The organism is Paraburkholderia mimosarum LMG 23256 = NBRC 106338, from assembly GCF_000739815.1.
Taxonomy (GTDB): Bacteria; Pseudomonadota; Gammaproteobacteria; order Burkholderiales; family Burkholderiaceae; genus Paraburkholderia; species Paraburkholderia mimosarum.
Window position 1 is genome coordinate 14,532 of record NZ_BBJJ01000071.1, and the last position, 18,262, is coordinate 32,793.

An 18,262-nucleotide genomic window follows, 5' to 3' on the forward strand; every position below is an offset into this window, starting at 1 on the left:
GTAAAATTATCTATACGGTGGGCTGCCTCGTGGCGGCCCTGCCTTCCCAACCCAGTCGACGGCACCGGCCGCAACCGCGCGATTCCGCAATGACCGAAAAATCACGCAGAACCCCTAAAAAAACCGCTACTGCCGAACATCGCTGGCACCTTGCGATGGACGACTTCAGTGTCGAGATCACCGACCTCGAATACGCCGTCATGCGGGTCGATCAGTCGTTTTCGCGCTGGCAGTCCGAATGCCTGGCCGCTGTCACGGGTGCCGCGCTGAGCGGGCAGGAAAACGCGCTGATGCACGTCATCTACATGCATGAACGGCCCAAGACCATTCGCGATCTGCTCCACCTGACCAACCGGCAAGACGTCGCTAATATGCAGTACGAACTACGCAAGCTGATCAAGGCGGGCCTCGTCGAAAAAACCGGCACGGCACGCACTGGTGTGTACTACTCAGCAACGCCGGAAGGTGCGCGCGTGTGCGAAGACTACGCTGCGCTACGCCGCACCGTGCTGCTCAAGATGGCCGAGGCGACAGCGGGCATCCAGTCCGCGGCCGCTGCCGCCACGGCCTGCCTCGAACAGATGGAGCGCGTATACGAGAGCGCCACCCGTGAGGTCGCAACCTTCCATCGGCGGCGCTGATCTTGCGCCTTCATTGCGATCACGGTTAAAGCGCGTCGGACCTGCTCCTCCTGACCCAGGACTTTGAATAGAGTTTTACATTGAATATCTATTTGATCGGATCGTAGTGCAGCCGAATTTCCACCGCAACCGTTTTCGGCTAGGGGAAAACACCATCCGGTGAAACGCGAGGCACGTCAGGACGCCGGCGCGAAGCCGCAGACGGCAGTCGTGCGCCAGGCGCCGCAACGATTCAGGCAGCAGCGCCGTCGCCCGGTGCCCTCGCCCTCTCGTAGTCGTCCACGATGCCCAGCAGCGTATCGAGATCAGCTGGTTTTACGAGGTAATGATCGATTCCGGAGTCGGATGCGCGGTGCCGGTGTTCCTGCTGGCTATAGCCACTGATCGCAATGATGAGGCTTCGCGGCAACGACTCGTCCGTGCGCAGCCGGTGCGCCACATCGAAGCCCGTCATGCCTGGCAAACCGATGTCGAGCAGAACGACATCCGGCAGGAAAGTCTTCGCCAGGACGAGAGCCGCAGGACCATCCGACGCGCGCTGGACCCGATGCCCGTGAATGCGCAGAATGGCTTCGAGGCTTTCCGCCGTGGCCGCCATGTCGTCGACCACGAGGATGCGCAGACCCTGGCTGCGTCGAATCGGCACCACGTTCAGCCGCTTGTCAGGCGAATCTTCGACTGCGCGCGCCGGCAGCCGCACCGTGAACCGGCTACCTTTTCCCAGCCCGTCGCTCTTGCACTGCACGCTCCCGCCGTGCATCTCCGTCAAGTGGCGCACGAGTGTGAGCCCGATACCCAAGCCACCCTGGGCCCGATCCAGCGAGGTCTTCCCCTGGGCGAAAAGCTCGAACACATGGGGCAAAAACGCCGGATCGATGCCCTCGCCCTCATCGGACACGACGATCGTGGCCGTCGTTCCGTCATGCTCGGCCGAAATGCGCACGCGGCCACCCGGCGGCGTAAATTTCGATGCGTTGTTGAGCAGGTTGGCGAACACCTGGGACAGCCGCACGATGTCACCGTCGATGACAACGTCCGTCCCTGACGTTTCACGCGTCAGCGATTGCGATCGCGCGGCATAGTTAGGTCTGCTTGTCTCTATTGCCCGATCGATCACCGCCGAAAGCAGGACGGGCTCTGTGCGCAGCGTGATGACGCCGCGTGCGATCCGCGAAACGTCGAGCAGATCGTCAACGATTCGCACCAGATGTTCCGCCTGGGTTCCGATCAGGTTGCTGGCCCAGCTCAACACCTGCGCGTCAGTCGGTCTTGCGCTTCGCATGACGGCCACTGCGTTGACGATGGGCGCGAGCGGGTTGCGCAGTTCATGGGCGAGCATCGCCAGAAATTCGTTCTTGCGCCGGTCTCCATCGCGGATTGCGGAAAAAAGCGAGGCGTTTTCCAACGCGATCGCCGCGCGGCTGACGAATTCATGCGTGACCGACGCATCGTCGAGCCGTTCGCTCGACCGGCGAATACCGAGCACGATGACCGACGGCTGGGCCGCGTCGGTCAGCAACGGATACGCCGTCATCTCGTCCAGGTCGAGCAATACCTCGCAACAGGTGTTGTCGTCCTGGATGAATGCCAGGACTGGCCGCCCTTCGACCTGGAGGTGAGCCGGCTGCCCTGTTGACAGCGTCTCGCGCACGAGTTTGTCCAGATCCGGCAAAGGCAGAACCCGGTATTGCCGCATGCCGGCACTGCCGCTGCGGGGGTCCGCATAGGCCGAATTCGCGATGCACGCGACGGTTCGCGGCGCGTGCCCCTCTCCCGCCGACAAAACGAGTACCGCCGCGTCGGCCAGCGCGGGCACGGGCAACTCGACGATGTTCGCGACGGTATCGTCGACTTCCAGCGAGCGGGTCAGCGCCTGGCTCGCGCGCGCGAGGAAATCCGCCCTGAGCCGTGCCTGTTCTGCCGCGGCGCGCTGAAACTCCGCCGTCGCCAGTGCTTCGCGTTCCGCGGCACGCGCGATCAACTGATTGCGCATGCGGTACATATCGACGAATACGCGCACCTTCGCCCGCAGGATCTCGGGCACGACAGGCGAAGAGATGTAATCGACGGCGCCGAGCGAATAGCCTCGCGACATTTCGCTCTCGTCGACGTATGCGGTGATGAAGATGATCGGCGTGCGCGCCGTTCGCCGATACGAACGCATCATCGAGGCGGTTTCCAGGCCGTCCATGTCCGGCATGTTGACGTCGAGCAGGATCACTGCGAAATCCTGCTCGAGAACCGCCGCGAGGGCAGCACGCCCGGATGAAACCGTCACGATGTTTTCGCCGAGCTCTTCGAGCACGCTGCGCAGGACGAAATGCTGCGCCGGGACGTCGTCGACGACGAGGATATTGACCTGGTCGCCGTCCTCCCGGGAATGCGTTTGCATGGTCGCTCCTATGCGTGCAGCCACGCGTGCAGAACAGCGAGCAGATCACCGCGGTCGACGGGCTTTGACAGGTAGTCCCACGCCCCGGCCTCGATACAGCGTTCGCGGTCGCCCTTCATGGCCTTCGCGGTGACTGCAACGATCGGCAGGGAGCGCCCGGCCGGCAGCTTGCGCAGTTCGCGTATCGTCATGAGGCCGTCCATCTCGGGCATCATGATGTCCATCAGCACCGCATCGATCGCGGGGTCGGTCGCGACAAGACGGATCGCATCGTGTCCGTTGTCCGCCCATACATGGCGCATGCCGTAGTCTTCGACAACGGTCGCAAGCGCGAAGATATTGCGCATGTCGTCGTCGACAATCAGCACTTTCTTGCCATGCAGCGCAAGCTCCGTTTCGCGCAGGCTTTCGAGTTCCTCCTGCGCTTCCTTGCCGAGCCTGGCCGATTCGACATGGAGTGCGGCGACTGTCGTGTCGAGCAGCCGGTCGGCACTCGACACGGGAATGACGACATATCGCTCGGCGGCTTGCAGCCACTGATGCTCCCGCAGCGCTTCGCGCTCCCCGATCGCCACGATAGGCAGGGGTGCGAACGATGCGCGCGCGGCCAATGCATCGTGAAGCGGCTGTTGCGACATCCCGATCAGTCCGGCGCCGTCCACGACCAGCGCATCGATGTCGCCCGAAACCAGGCGACCCAATACATCGCGCACCGTATCGGCGAATTCGACCACTATTAGCTCGCTCGACAGACGCTCGACAAGCGTTTCGCGCTGCGGTGTCGGCACAAGCGCGACAAGTACGCGGCGCGCCTCTACGGTCACGTATTTCATCAGACGGGTCAATGCATCGTCGAGTTGTTCGCGCGACTGGATGGGCTTTGGCAAAAAGCCAAACGCTCCGGAACCGAACGCGCGCTCGCGCGATTCGTCCGTGGAGATGACGCAAATGGGCATGTGACGTGTCGTGAAGTCGTGCTTCAGTCGCGAGAGAACGCGCCACCCTTCCATATCCGGCAGGAAGAGATCCAGCGTGACGGCATCGGGCTTGAACTGATCCGCCAGCGTCAGCGCGACGGAGCCCAAAGGCGTGACCAACCCCTTGAAGCCTTTTTCACGCGCCGCGTCGAGCAGAAAGTCGGCGAACGCCCGGTCGTTCTCGACGATCATCAGCACGCGATCGCCCACGGTAATGTTGTTCCGGTCGTCCTGTGCATCGTCGCCCGGCTTTCCGGCCTCCTGGACCGCCGCTGTCACGAGTTCGCGCACGGCCGCATCGGTGCTTGCCTGCAGGCGCGCAGCGGGATCCGAAGCGATGACCGCACGATGCGATTCGTCATGTGCGGCCGGCCTGCGCCCGGCTTTGCCCGGGTCGCTGCCTGCGGGCAGGTACAACGTGAACGTGCTTCCCTTGTTGGGCGAGCTGACCAGCCTGATCTCCCCGCCCAGCAGTTTGGAAAGTTCGCGACTGATGGCTAGCCCCAGCCCCGTTCCGCCGTATTTGCGGCTCGTGCTGCCGTCGGCCTGCTGGAACGCCTCGAAAATAATCTGCTGTTTCTCCGCGGAGATGCCGATGCCCGTGTCCGACACCGAAAACGCGATGACCTGATGCGCGCGATTCAGGCTTTCGTGGTCCGGGCTCCAGCCATCGACGGCCTCTTCGATCGACAACGTGACGTGCCCTTCGTGGGTAAATTTGAACGCGTTCGACAGCAGGTTCTTGAGGATCTGTTGCAGCCGTTTCGGATCGGTAAAGAGAGACGCGGGCAGTTGTGCGCCCGTGTGGATCATGAAGTCGACCTTGCGCGCTTCAGCAACGTGACGGAACGTGCGCTCGACATAGACGGTGAGATCTTCGATCCGATGCTCCGCGATATCCACGACCACCGTACCCGACTCGATCTTCGAAAGATCAAGGATGTCATTGATGAGCATGAGCAGGTCGTTCCCGGACGAATGAATCGTTTTGGCGAAATCGACCTGTTTCTGCGACAGGTTGCCGTCGGCATTCCTGCACAGGTTGTCGGAAAGGATCAGGAGACTATTGAGAGGCGTGCGCAATTCATGCGACATGTTGGCGAGAAACTCGGACTTGTATTTCGAGGTCAGCGCCAGCTGCCGTGCCTTCTCTTCGAGTGCCTGCCGTGCCTGCTCGACTTCGGTATTCTTGCGCTCGACTTCTTCGTTCTGGTGGGCGAGAAGGTGCGCCTTTTCCTGCAACTGCTGGTTGGTCTGCTGAAGCTCTTCCTGCCGGCTCTGCAACTCGTTCGCGAGCGTCTGGGATTGCCTGAGCAGATCTTCCGTACGGGTGTTGGCCTCGATCGTGTTGATCACGATGCCGATACTCTCCGTCAGCTGATCGAGAAAAGCCTGATGCGTCGGGTTGAGCCGCTCGACCGACGCCAGTTCGATGACCCCCTTGAGCTTGGCCTCAAAGACGACAGGCAGCACCAGGACGTTATACGGCTTCACGCTGAGGAGGCCAGACACGATGCGGAACGGATCCGTCGCGGGTGGCTCGAGCAGGATCTTGCGTCTTTCGACCGCGCACTGCCCGACCAGTCCTTCGCCAAGGTGGACCTGCTTGCCGTGCGTGACGTGGCCGCCGGACGCATAGCTCGCCGTGAGGCGAAGCGACGGGGGAACGCAAGTGCCATCGAGCACGTAGAACTCGGCCCGATGCACACCCACCACGGGCGCGAGTTCGGAAAGGATCAATTCGCCGACCGCCACGAGATCCTTTTGTCCTTGCAGCATCCGGCTGAATTTCGCGAGGTTGGTCTTGAGCCAGTCCTGCTCCGTATTGACCTGCGTGGTGTCCTTCAGGTTACGGATCATCTCGTTGATCGTGTCCTTGAGCGCCGCCACCTCGCCCCGGGCCTCCACGGTAATCGATCGTGTCAAATCGCCCTGGGTCACCGCAGTCGCGACTTCGGCAATCGCGCGCACCTGGGTCGTCAGGTTCGCGGCGAGCTGGTTGACGTTCTCGGTCAGGCCTTTCCACGTGCCCGAGGCGCCCGGCACCTTCGCCTGGCCGCCCAGCTTGCCTTCCACACCTACTTCGCGCGCGACCGTGGTCACCTGGTCCGCGAAGGTCGCGAGGGTGTCGGTCATGCTGTTGATCGTGTCCGCAAGCGCGGCAATTTCGCCCTTTGCTTCGACGGTCAGCTTGCGATCCAGATCGCCGTTGGCCACGGCCGTCACGACGCGAGCAATGCCGCGCACCTGGCTCGTCAGGTTGCCTGCCATGAAGTTCACGTTGTCGGTCAGATCCTTCCAGGTCCCCGCAACGTCCTGCACGTCCGCCTGGCCGCCAAGCTTGCCTTCGGTGCCGACCTCGCGGGCGACGCGTGTCACCTCCGACGCAAACGAGCGCAACTGGTCCACCATCGTGTTGATGGTGTTTTTCAGTTCGAGGATTTCGCCCTTGACGTCGACCGTAATTTTCTTGGAAAGGTCGCCCGCCGCCACGGCCTTGGTCACATCGGCAATATTGCGCACCTGGCTCGTGAGATTGCCTGCCATGAAATTCACGTTGTCGGTGAGATCCTTCCAGGTCCCCGCCACGCCCTGCACATCGGCCTGGCCACCGAGTTTGCCGAGCGTTCCCACTTCGCGCGCCACCCGGGTCACCTCCGAGGCGAAGGAGCCGAGCTGATCGACCATCGTGTTGATCGTATTCTTCAGTTCGAGAATTTCTCCCTTGACGTCCACGGTGATTTTCTTCGACAGGTCGCCGGCCGCCACCGCCTTGGTCACGTCCGCGATGTTGCGCACCTGGCTCGTGAGATTGCCCGCCATGAAATTCACGTTGTCGGTCAGATCCTTCCACGTACCGGCGACACCCTGCACATCGGCTTGACCGCCGAGCTTGCCTTCCGTACCGACCTCACGGGCGACGCGTGTGACCTCGGAGGCGAAAGAGCGCAGCTGGTCCACCATCGTGTTGATCGTATTTTTCAGTTCGAGAATTTCGCCCTTCACGTCAACGGTGATCTTTCTCGACAGATCACCGGCCGCCACAGCCGTCGTCACGTCCGCGATGTTGCGCACCTGCGCCGTGAGATTGCTGCCCATCGAATTTACGGAGTCAGTCAAGTCTTTCCATGTGCCGGCTACACCCTGGACATTGGCCTGGCCGCCGAGCTTGCCGTCCGTGCCGACTTCGCGCGCCACGCGCGTGACTTCGGAAGCGAATGAGCCGAGCTGATCCACCATCGTATTGATGGTGTTTTTCAGTTCGAGGATTTCGCCCTTCACGTCGACCGTGATTTTCTTCGAAAGGTCGCCGGCGGCAACCGCCGTGGTCACTTCCGCAATGTTGCGGACCTGCGCGGTCAGATTGCTGCCCATCGAGTTGACCGAGTCGGTCAAGTCTTTCCATGTCCCGGCCACGCCCTGCACGTCCGCCTGGCCGCCGAGCTTGCCTTCCGTACCGACCTCGCGCGCAACGCGCGTCACTTCCGATGCAAAGGAGCGGAGCTGATCGACCATGGTGTTAATGGTGTTCTTCAGTTCCAGGATTTCGCCTTTCACATCCACCGTGATCTTTTTGGAGAGGTCGCCGGCCGCGACGGCCGTCGTCACATCGGCAATGTTGCGCACCTGCGCGGTGAGGTTGCTGCCCATCGAGTTGACCGAGTCCGTCAAGTCTTTCCATGTCCCGGCCACGCCCTGCACGTCCGCCTGACCGCCGAGCTTGCCTTCCGTGCCGACCTCGCGCGCGACACGCGTCACTTCCGACGCAAACGAGCGGAGCTGATCGACCATGGTGTTGATGGTGTTCTTCAACTCGAGGATTTCGCCCTTCACATCGACCGTGATTTTCTTCGAGAGGTCGCCCGCCGCGACCGCCTTCGTGACTTCGGCGATGTTTCGAACCTGGCTGGTGAGGTTGCCCGCCATGAAGTTCACGTTGTCGGTCAGGTCTTTCCAGGTGCCGGCCACACCCTGGACATCGGCCTGCCCGCCGAGCCTGCCCTCGGTGCCGACTTCGCGTGCGACACGCGTCACTTCCGACGCAAAGGAGCGAAGCTGATCGACCATGGTGTTGATCGTGTTCTTCAGTTCGAGAATCTCGCCCTTCACGTCGACCGTGATTTTCTTGGAGAGATCGCCTGCGGCCACCGCCATGGTGACTTCGGCGATATTGCGCACCTGGCTCGTCAGGTTGCCCGCCATGAAGTTGACCGAGTCGGTCAGATCTTTCCACGTTCCCGCGACACCCTGGACGTCCGCCTGCCCGCCGAGCTTGCCCTCGGTGCCCACCTCCCGCGCGACGCGTGTCACTTCTGCCGCGAACGTACCCAGCTGATCCACCATCGTATTGATCGTTCGTGCCGTGCGGAGGAATTCCCCCTGCAATGCGCGGCCATCGGCTTCGAGCGCCATGCTCTTCGAGAGGTCGCCCTGGGCCACGGCGCCGATCACGCGCGCGACTTCGCTGGTGGGGTGAACGAGATCACCGATCAGCGAGTTGACCGCATCGACCGAATCGCGCCAGAAGCCGCGGGCCACGGGCAATGCGGCACGTTCATTGAGTCGCCCTTCCTTGCCGACGACGCGGCTCAGACGGCTGAGTTCTTCCGACATGCGCACGTTCTGGTCGACGAGCTCGTTGAACACCTGGGCGAGCCGGCCGTGAACGCCCTGCCAGTCGGCCGGCAGCCCGGCACGTTCACCGTCTTTCAGTGCATTCAGCGCATGGAGGATGGTTCTTGCGCACTGCGCCGCAGGTTCGCTGCGCTGGATGATGGCGTTGACATTCGCCGCATGGTCGAACCAGAAGCCGCCGAGGCCGTCGACCGCCAGGCGCTGCCCGACATGATCGGGGGAGGCGTAGGACGCCAGGTCACTGGAAGCGTCGCGAAGCTGGAGGGACATCCGGCTGCATTGCGCGGCCAGCAGGTTGAATTCAGCGGCAGCATCACGTGCCGGGCCTTCCCAGTCGTCGGGAAGCCGCATGGATGCATCGCCACGTCGGAACGCAGCCAATGCGCTGGAGATTCGCTCGAGGTTCGATGCGTCCGCCGCTTTCGTAGGAACCGTCAAAACGTCCATTTCTTCACCTCCTGGCCTACGAAGGCCTGGCAAAGCCTTGGGGCGCACGAGTGCGCGTCGGGTGTCGAACCGATTGATGCTACCGCAACGCTAACCGAATTGCGGCGGACAAGGTGTAACCCGAACGTTGCGCAATTGCCGTGCCCGAGGCTTTCGTTTTGGCAAATTCAGCGGCTGGCCTACGCGTGATTCCATCAGCGGAATGGCGCGTCTGAGCTTGGGAAGCATGGATGGGTGTTGGACTTCAGTCCCGGAATGCGGCGCGTCACGTTTGCGCACCGTCCACGAGCAGGACGGTCAGGGCCTTTGCGGACGATCGTACGACTATGCACCTGTGATGCTCGTATTTGCGTAGGGTGCCTGGCCTTGCAGGCAGACTGCGTGGCGTAGCCCGGTTTGACACCGGCACGCAGCGGTGAACCCGGCGCCTGAGGCCGGCCGTACACCGCTGCGTAGCAGCTATTCGTCAGTCTGACGAGCAGTGCGGGAAAAGCGGCTAGTTCGACGCGTCCCCCTCCCGATGCACGGGCTGCGTCTCCTTGAGGCTTTTCGCAAGCCGGGACGCCTGCAGGTAGCCAGGATTCGCGGGCCGCTCGAGGTAACGCCCGGCGCCGCGCCGCGCACGCAGGTCGCCGTCGGCCCAGACGAGTTCGCCCTGCGAGATCGTGTGCGTGGGCACGCCGCGCACCGTCATGCCTTCGAAGACGTTGAAGTCGACGTTCTGGTGGTGCGTCTTCACCGAGATCGTACGCGTGGCCTGCGGATCCCATACGACGAGGTCGGCGTCGGCGCCCGCCGCTACCGTGCCCTTGCGCGGATACAGATTGAAGATCTGCGCGGCATTGGTCGACGTGACCCGCACGAATTCGTTCGGCGTCAGCCGGCCCGTGTTCACGCCTTGATCCCACAGCACCGCCATGCGATCCTCCACACCGCCGCAACCGTTCGGAATCCTTGTGAAATCGTTGCGGCCCATCGCCTTCTGCGAAGCGCAGAACACGCAGTGGTCGGTTGCCGTCGTGTGGAGCAAGCCGCCTTGAAGCCCGCGCCAGAGCGCGTCGCGATGCTCCTTCGTGCGGAACGGCGGGCTCATGACATGGGCTGCGGCGCGCGTCCAGTCCGGATCGCGATAGACCGACTCGTCGATCACCAGATGCCCCGCGAGCACCTCGCCGAACACGCGCTGGCCTTCGCTGCGCGCGCGGGCGATGGCTTCCAGCGCCTCTTTCGCCGAGACGTGCACGATATACACCGGCACGCCCAGCACCTGCGCGATGCGAATGGCGCGATTCGCCGCCTCGCCCTCGACTTCGGGCGGCCTTGAAAGCGGATGCGCCTCGGGCCCGGTGAAACCGCGCGCAAGCAGTTGACGTTGCAGCTGGAACACGAGTTCGCCGTTTTCCGCATGCACGGTGGGCAACGCGCCCAGTTCGAGCGAGCGCGCGAAGCTGTTCACGAGAACTTCGTCGTCGGCCATGATGGCGTTCTTGTACGCCATGAAGTGCTTGAAGCTCGACACGCCGTGTTCATTCACGAGCAGGCCCATGTCGCGATGCACCGTTTCGTCCCACCACGTCACCGCTACGTGAAAACCGTAGTCGGCGGCGGCCTTTTCCGCCCAGCCGCGCCACTCGCGAAACGCGTCCATGAGCGGCTGCTTCGGATTCGGAATCACGAAGTCGATGATCGACGTCGTGCCGCCCGCCAGGCCCGCCGCCGTGCCCGTGTAGAAGTCGTCGCTCGCCGTCGTACCCATGAACGGCAGTTCCATGTGCGTGTGCGGGTCGATGCCGCCCGGCATCACGTACTGGCCGCCCGCGTCGACCACGGTCGCGCCTGCGGGCGCGTCGAGGTTCTCGCCTAGGGCCACGATCACGCCGTTTTCGCAGAGCACGTCCGCGCGCCAGCTCTTGTCCGCATTGACGACGGTGCCGCCTCGAATCAGGATCGCCATGATGCCAAGTCTCCTTCAGTTAGACGAATTCACGTGCCACGGCTCACGCGCTCGCGACGCTCGGTCGCCGGCTCTTGCCGAGCTTCATCATCACGCCGTACACGAGTGCCGCGATGGCGAGCCCGACGAACCACGCATAGGTGTAAATGCTTTTGAACGCGTCGGGCACGGACGGAAATACATTCGGGAACGCGGTGTTGAGAAAACCCGGCAGGTTGGGCAGCACGCCTGCGAGCAGCGCGATCACCGCAGCCGGATTCCAGCCGTTCGAGTAGGCGTATTCGCCGTTTTCGTCGAAGAGCTGCGCCGTATCGAGGCGCGTGCCGCGAACGAGGAAATAATCGACGATGAGAATGCCGGCCACGGGGCCGAGCAGCGCCGAATAGCCGACGAGCCAGGTGAAGATATAGCCCTGCGTGGTGGCGAGAATCTTCCACGGCATCATCACGATGGCAATGCCCGCGGTGATGAGGCCGCCCGTCTTGTATGAAATCGCCTTGGGCCAGAGGCTCGAAAAATCATAGGCCGGGCCGACGAGATTCGCGGCGAGATTGCAGCACATCGTGTCCAGCGTGAGGATGACGAGCGCGATGCCCACCCCCACGCCTTCCATGCGGCTGGTGAGATCGATGGGATCCCAGATGGCCTTGCCATAGATCACCACGGTTGCCGAAGTCACGACCACGGAAACCACCGAGAGTAGCGCCATCGGAATGGGCAGACCGATGGCCTGGCCCACGAACTGGTCCTTTTGTGTCTTCGCGAAACGCGTGAAGTCGGGAATGTTGAGCGCCAGCGTGGCCCAGAAGCCCACCATGGCCGTGAGGCTCGGCCAGAACGTCGCCCAGAAGAGGCCCGCCTTCTTGCCGCCGGCTGCGAACTGCGATGGTTGCGACAGCATCGAACCCACGCCGCCCGCCTTCGAGCAGGCCCACCAAACCAGCACTGCGCACATCACGACCTTGATCGGCGCAGACCAGCTTTCGAGCCAGCGGATCGAGTCGGTGCCGTGCAGGATGAAATAGAGCTGGAGCACCCAGAACACCAGGAAGCACGCGCCCTGACCGATCGAGATGCCGAGAAACGGCAGCGCGTCGCCTACGAGCGCGTTGTGCGTGAGGATGTTGGCGAGCGTATAGATGGCGCTGCCGCCGAGCCATGACTGAATGCCATACCAGCCGCATGCCACGATGGCGCGCAGCATGGCGGGCAGCTTCGCGCCCTGGGTGCCGAACGAGGAACGCACCAGCACCGCGTACGGAATCCCGTACTTCGTCCCTGCGTGCCCGATCAGCAACATCGGCACGAGCACGATGAGATTGCCGAGCAACACGGTCAGCACGGATTGCCACGGCGACATGCCCTGCTCGGTCAACCCCGCCGCGAGCATGTACGAGGCGATGTTCATCACCATGCCTACCCACAGCGCCGCGAAGTGATACCAGCGCCACGTGCGCTGCGCAGTGCCCGTCGGCGCCAGGTCGTCGTTGTATAACTCGCTTTCGGTGCGCCGCGTTGAAGCGTCGACTGCCAATGGCTGACTCATGGTTGGGGTTCTCCGTGACTTGTCGTTGATGTGGTTCGGTTCGGCTCTAATGTGTCAGGCGGCTTCTGGATCGGCCACGCGCGCCGGGTTATTCGGATGCGTGGTCCAGTTCGCGTATCGGCCGGAGTCGACGCGCTCCATCGTGATGCATTGATCGACCGGGCACACATGCATGCATAAATTGCACCCGACGCAATTCGCATCGACCACCTCGAAGTGGCGCTCGCCGTCGCGCGTGGCGGTAATCGCCTGATGCGAGGTGTCCTCGCAGGCGATATGGCACAGGCCGCACTGGATGCAGCGGTCCTGATCGATGCGCGCCTTGATGTCGTAGTTGAGGTTCAGATATTGCCAGTCGGTGACGTTGGGCACGGCGCGGCCGCGTATCGCGTCCAGATTGGCGTAGCCTTTGTCATCCATCCAGTTCGACAATCCATCGATCATGTCGTTGACGATCCGGAATCCATAGTGCATCGCCGCGGTGCAGACCTGCACGCTTCCCGCACCCAGCACGATGAATTCGGCGGCGTCGCGCCAATCGGAAATGCCGCCGATGCCGGAAATGGGCAAACCTTGCGTCTGCGGGTCGCGTGCGATCTCGGCAACCATGTGCAGCGCGATGGGCTTCGCGGCGGGACCGCAATAGCCGCCATGCGTGCCTTTGCCGTCCACGGTGGGCAGCGGCGCCATCACGTCGAGATCGACGCCCACGATCGAATTGATCGTATTGATGAGCGAGACACCATCCGCTCCGCCCTTCATCGCCGCGCGCGCGCCGTGGCGAATGTCGGTGACGTTAGGCGTGAGTTTCACGAGGCAAGGCAGGCGCGTGCCCTCCTTCACCCAGCGCGTGACCATTTCGATGTACTCCGGCACCTGGCCCACGGCCGCGCCCATGCCGCGCTCGCTCATGCCATGCGGGCAGCCGAAGTTGAGCTCCACCGCATCGGCGCCGGTGTCTTCGACCTGCGGCAGAATCCATTTCCAGTCCTGCTCGGTGCACGGCACCATCAGCGAGACGATGAGCGCCCGGTCGGGCCAGTCGCGCTTGACCTGAGCGATTTCCTTGAGGTTCACGTCGAGCGGCCGGTCGGTGATGAGCTCGATGTTGTTGAGACCCGCGATGCGCTGGCCGCGCCACGTCGTGGCACCGTAGCGCGAGCTCACGTTCACCACGTGCGGGTCGAGCCCCAGCGTCTTCCAGACCACGCCGCCCCAGCCGGCCTCGAAGGCGCGGTTCACGTTGTATGCCTTGTCGGTGGGCGGCGCCGAGGCGAGCCAGAACGGGTTGGGCGATTCGATGCCGGCAATCGTGCAGCGCAGGTCGGCCATGATGCGACTCCTTCGTATGGTCTGGATTCGGTGAGTGCTTCGCGCGGTTCGAACGGCGCGTTCATGCGGCTCTGGCAGATTGACTCGCGAGGTAGCGGTCGATCGCATGCGCCGCGAGCTTGCCGTCCTGCACGGCCTGCACGGTGAGGTCCGTTGCGCCGTGGCCTGCGCAGTCGCCGCCCGCGAATACGCCCTCGATGGACGTCGCGCCATTCGCATCCACCGCGATGCGCGCACCGCCCGCGGTGAGCTGCAGCGCATCGAGGCCAGTCAGGCCTTCGGGCAAGAGCTTTTGGCCAATGGCTTTCAACACCATATCGGCTTCCACACGCACGATTTCGCCGGTGCCGTGCAACGCTCCGCCCGCATCGAGCGCGGTACGCTCGAACTCAACGGCTTGCACATGGCACTCGCCCGTGATGCGCAGCGGCTTCATCCATTCGACCAGCACCACGCCCTGTGCGCGTGCGAATTCCTGCTCGACCCACGTGGCGCTCATCTGCGCCGCGCCGCGGCGATACGCGAGCGTCACCTGCTCCGCGCCCAGTTTGCGGCTTTGCACGGCAGCGTCGATCGCCGTATTGCCGCCGCCGATCACCACCACCTTGCGCCCCACGCCCAATGTCGAAAGATCGTCGGCTTCGCGCAGGCGTGCGATGAATTCGACAGCGTCGAGCACGCCATCCAGCGTTTCGCCTTCAATGGAGAGCGCATGCGTGCCGCCGAGACCCACGCCGATGAACACCGCGTCATACGCGGCTCGCAGTTCCGTAAGTGTGACATCGCGGCCGAGCCGTTGACCCTGACGCAACTCGATCCCGCCAATGGAGAGGAGCCACTGCACCTCCCGTTGCGCAAAGTCGTCGACGACCTTGTACGCCGCGATGCCATATTCGTTGAGGCCGCCCGGCTTTTCGCGCGCATCGAACACGCTCACGCGATGCCCGGCGAGCGCAAGCGTGTGGGCGCAGGCAAGACCCGCCGGGCCAGCGCCGACCGCGGCGACGCGCCGGCCCGTCTCGCTGGCGCGTTTGAAGAGCGCGGGCGCGCCGGTGGCTTCGCGCGCCATCTGGAAGTCGGTGGCATGGCGCTGAAGCGCACCGATCTGCACTGGTTCGCCATCCTGATGATTTCTCACGCACGCGCCTTCGCAAAGAATCTCCGTCGGGCACACGCGTGAGCACGTGCCGCCCAGCGGGTTCGCGCTCAGGATGTCGCGCGCCGCACCCTTGAGATTGCCGTTGCCGATCTTGCGGATAAAACCCGGAATGTCGATGCCGGTCGGGCAGGCCGCGACGCACGGCGCATCGTAGCAGTAGTGGCAGCGATCGGCGGCTATCACAGCCGCGTTGGCCGACAGCGGTGGCGCGACGTCGGCAAAATTGCAGCCTAGCTGCTCGGCGGTGAGGCGGCCTGGGGCGATGCCGTCGGCGGCATTCGAGGTGGGCTGGGACATCCGGATGCTCCTTGCGAGACGAAACACGGGTCCGCCGGCTGCGCGTGAGGCGCGCAACCGGTACGTGGGGAGAACTGGAGAGACAGCGCGGCTCCTGGACCGCTTGCTTTTGCGACTATGTTTGCGTCAAGGGCGTCAGCCGGGTTCGCTCGCGCGTTCGAGCATCGCGTGCAGCAGCACGTTCGCACCCGCCTCGATCCATTCGCTCGTCGCGTCCTCGATTTCGTTGTGACTGATCCCGTCTATGCACGGCACGAACACCATCGAGGTCGGCGCGACCGTCGCGAGATAGCAGGCATCGTGGCCCGCGCCCGAAACGATATCGCGGTTCGAGTAGCCAAAGCGCTCCGCCGCCGCGCGCACGGAATTCACGCAGGCCTTGTCGAACGGCACGGGTGCGTAATAGAAAATTTGCTCGAGCTGGGTTTCGAGCTTGCCTTGCTCGGCAATCCTCGCGATGCCTTCGCGCAATTCGGCGTCCATCTGCGCGAGCACGTCGTCCTGCGGGTGACGAAAATCGATGGTGAAGAACACGCGGCCCGGAATCACGTTGCGCGAATTCGGATGCACCTGCATCATCCCGACCGTCGCGCAGGCAAGCGGCGCGTGGCGCAAACCGATTTCGTTCACGAGCTGCACGACACGCGAGGCGCCCAGCAGCGCATCGCGGCGGCGCGGCATGGGCGTGGGCCCCGCGTGCGCTTCCTGGCCGGTGAGCACGACTTCGTACCAGCGCTGGCCCTGCGCGTCCGTCACGACGCCGATGGTCTTGTTCTCGGCTTCGAGTATCGGCCCCTGCTCGATATGCAACTCGAACGCCGCATGAATCTTGCGTCCGCCACACGGCAGTTCGCCCGCATAGCCGATGCGCTGCAATTCCTCGCCGATCGTCTTGCCTTCGATATCCTTGCGCGAAAGCCCATAGTCGAGCGTGAAGACGCCCGCAAACACGCCGGATGCGACCATGGCCGGCGCGAAGCGCGAGCCTTCCTCGTTTGTCCAGATCACGGTTTCCACGGGGCGCTCGGTCTGGATGCCGTGATCGTTGAGCGAGCAGATCACCTCGAGCCCGCCCAGCACGCCGTAGATGCCGTCGAAGCGACCGCCGGTGGGCTGCGAATCCGCGTGCGAACCGGTGATCACGGGCGGCAGGTCGTTGTTGCGCCCCGCGCGGCGCATGAACACGTTACCCATCTGATCGACGCTCACCGTGCAGCCCGCCTCCTTCGCCCATTGCACGATGAGATCGCGCCCCGCTTTGTCGAGGTCGGTGAGCGCGAGGCGGCACACGCCGCCCTTCGGTGTGGCACCGATCTTCGCCATTTCCATCAGGCTGTCCCACAAACGCTGGCCGTTCACATGGATCGCGGTCGTCAGCGCGGCTTCGCTTACTGCGTTCATGCGTGTTCTCCTGTCCGTGTTCGTCAAACGTGCATTCATGCCGCCCTATGCCACCGGATTGGGCGTGAAGCGCCACAACGGTGCGCGCTTCGATGGCGCTGTGCGGTTCGCGAAACCCCGCTCTTCGAATCCTGTCCGATTGGACAGGTTGTAGACGATAATTTTCGCGAATTCAATGCGGTGTTACGAGCGAGAAGCGTGCCATCGATGTTGCAGTGCGCGATGCGCACACCGCTTGCCCACGCGTTTTCCCCGAGGCTGGCGAATGCACGTGGCGCTTACATCGTGACTACAATGAAGCCGGCATGGGCGCAAATGCTGCGCGCAGCCGCTTTCCTTCTGAACGGACCGACCATGATGCGCGACGACGATCCCAATTCGCGATCCGCCACCCACGCGATGCGCGGCCCGGCGCACGAGCAGGGACCCTCTGACGCGGCGCACAAGCCGCGCCGCAAAGCCGCCATTCGCGAATCGAACGAGTCGCATCTGCTCGCCTGCGCGGAGGCCGTGTTCGCCGAACGCGGATTCGAAGGTGCGAGCACGGCGCTGATCGCCGATCGCGCGGGCTTGCCGAAAGCCAATCTGCATTACTACTTTCCAACCAAGCTCGCGCTCTATTGGCGTGTGCTCGACGACGTGTTCGAGGAATGGAACGCGGCCGCCAACACCTTCGACGCGAGCGACGATCCGGTCGTGGCGATCGGCGGTTACGTGCGCGCGAAAATGGCGCTCTCGCGGCGCAGGCCGCTCGGCTCGAAGGTATGGGCGAACGAGATCATCGGCGGCGCGACGCATATGCAGGACATCCTGCTCGAGCGCGTGAAGCCGTGGATGGAAACGCGCGTGAAGCTGATCGAGCACTGGATTACCGAAGGATTGCTCGCGCCCGTCGATCCGAAAACGCTGCTCTTCATGATCTGGGCGACCACGCAGCACTATGCCGATTTCGAGGCGCAAATTCGTGCGCTCTCGGGCAAGCGCGCGCTTTCGGCGGCGGGTTTCGAGGCAAGCACCGAGGAGGTGGTGAAACTGCTTTTGCGTGCGAGCGGCGCGCGCTCGCCTGGGCAATAAACCGCCGCGCGCCGTTGCGCGGAGCCAAAACCAAAAAAGCCCGCCTGAATCGCTTCAGGCGGGCTTTCAGTTTTGCGCGGCGCGCTGGACAGACGCTCAATGCACGGCCATACCTTCGAGCACTTCGTCGTGCTCCTGGCGTTCCGCGAGGTACGGCGAGCGGTAACCCGAATTCACGCCCCAGTAATAGAACACGAGCGAGAACAGCGCGACGACCAGCATGTCCCAGCCGTACGGAAGCAGCCCGCTGCCGCCGAACTGCTTGCTGCCGATCAGCGAGAGCAGCGCCATGATCGGCAGGTACGCGCACAGCCACCACGCGGCCTTCAGATCCTGGCCCCAGCCTTCATAGCCCTGCTTGCCCTGGAAGTAGAAGTACACCGGCAGCGCCACGACCATCAGCAGGA

Annotated in this window: 9 protein-coding genes and 1 pseudogene; 2 read left to right on the top strand and 8 right to left on the bottom strand. The window is 63.3% G+C overall.

Annotation, left to right across the window (positions count from 1 at the left end):
* Nucleotides 1–29 precede the first annotated feature (29 nt).
* Entirely contained in the window at nt 30–641 is a 612-nt protein-coding gene (locus tag BMI01S_RS30425) for a winged helix DNA-binding protein (RefSeq protein WP_238327984.1), read from the top strand.
* Nucleotides 642–873: 232 nt separating this feature from the next.
* On the opposite strand, the gene BMI01S_RS30430 is transcribed toward BMI01S_RS30425, so the two are convergent.
* From BMI01S_RS30430 to BMI01S_RS30460, 7 genes are all read right to left on the bottom strand, one after another.
* Nucleotides 874–3,033: an ATP-binding response regulator gene (locus BMI01S_RS30430; protein WP_028232291.1), complete on the bottom strand. Its 2,160-nt coding sequence runs from the start codon at nt 3,031–3,033 to the stop codon at nt 874–876.
* 8 nt (nt 3,034–3,041) lie between these two features.
* A complete protein-coding gene (locus BMI01S_RS30435; protein ID WP_244145400.1) occupies nt 3,042–8,996 on the bottom strand; it encodes a HAMP domain-containing protein in 5,955 nt (1,984 codons plus the stop codon).
* Between the two features lie 592 nt (nt 8,997–9,588).
* A complete protein-coding gene (gene hydA, locus BMI01S_RS30440; protein ID WP_028213497.1) occupies nt 9,589–11,046 on the bottom strand; it encodes a dihydropyrimidinase in 1,458 nt (485 codons plus the stop codon).
* A 43-nt stretch (nt 11,047–11,089) separates the two neighbouring features.
* Complete coding sequence (locus tag BMI01S_RS30445) at nt 11,090–12,592, bottom strand: NCS1 family nucleobase:cation symporter-1 (RefSeq protein WP_036046374.1); 1,503 nt, start codon at nt 12,590–12,592, stop codon at nt 11,090–11,092.
* Between the two features lie 54 nt (nt 12,593–12,646).
* Nucleotides 12,647–13,924, bottom strand: a complete 1,278-nt coding sequence (gene preA, locus BMI01S_RS30450; protein ID WP_028232294.1) for an NAD-dependent dihydropyrimidine dehydrogenase subunit PreA — start codon at nt 13,922–13,924, stop codon at nt 12,647–12,649.
* Nucleotides 13,925–13,985: 61 nt separating this feature from the next.
* Nucleotides 13,986–15,380 carry an NAD(P)-dependent oxidoreductase gene (locus BMI01S_RS30455; RefSeq protein ID WP_028232295.1) on the bottom strand — a complete coding sequence of 465 codons (1,395 nt, stop codon included), beginning with the start codon at nt 15,378–15,380 and terminating at the stop codon, nt 13,986–13,988.
* A gap of 135 nt (nt 15,381–15,515) precedes the next feature.
* Nucleotides 15,516–16,781 (bottom strand): Zn-dependent hydrolase, encoded by a 1,266-nt coding sequence (locus tag BMI01S_RS30460; RefSeq protein WP_028232296.1) that lies wholly within the window; start codon nt 16,779–16,781, stop codon nt 15,516–15,518.
* 357 nt (nt 16,782–17,138) lie between these two features.
* Between BMI01S_RS30460 and BMI01S_RS30465 the strand changes: the two genes are divergently transcribed.
* Complete coding sequence (locus tag BMI01S_RS30465; protein ID WP_036046384.1) at nt 17,139–17,855, top strand: TetR/AcrR family transcriptional regulator; 717 nt, start codon at nt 17,139–17,141, stop codon at nt 17,853–17,855.
* Between the two features lie 96 nt (nt 17,856–17,951).
* Here BMI01S_RS30465 and BMI01S_RS30470 read toward each other — a convergent pair.
* Nucleotides 17,952–18,262, bottom strand: a pseudogene (locus BMI01S_RS30470) (amino acid:proton symporter); the annotation flags it as partial.